1 protein-coding gene is annotated in these 307 nt (G+C 70.0%); it reads left to right on the forward strand.

All coding sequences use genetic code 11. From position 1 onward, the window contains the following. On the forward strand, positions 1 to 307 hold a 307-nt coding region (locus ADK36_RS15865; protein ID WP_159391162.1), incomplete at both ends, for a polyketide synthase dehydratase domain-containing protein.

The following is a 307-nucleotide window of genomic DNA, read 5'->3' on the forward strand; positions in this document are numbered from 1 at the left end:
CCCCACCAACCTCACCCCCCTCCTCGGCGAAACCACCACCCCCATCGACCTCCCCACCTACGCCTTCCAACACCACCCCTACTGGCTCACCACCGCCACCACCCCAGGCAACCCAACAGACCTAGGACTGGCCCAAGCCGAACACCCCATGCTCGGCGCAGCGGTCGAACTCCCCGACTCCGACGGCATCCTCTTCACCTCCCGCTGGTCCCTCACAACCCACCCCTGGCTCGCCGACCACGCCGCAGGCGGCACCACCCTCGTCCCCGGCGCCGCCCTCACCGACCTCCTCATCCGCGCCGGAGAC

Origin of the sequence: Streptomyces viridochromogenes, from assembly GCF_001270495.1 — a bacterium.
GTDB lineage: Bacteria > Actinomycetota > Actinomycetes > Streptomycetales > Streptomycetaceae > Streptomyces > Streptomyces viridochromogenes_A.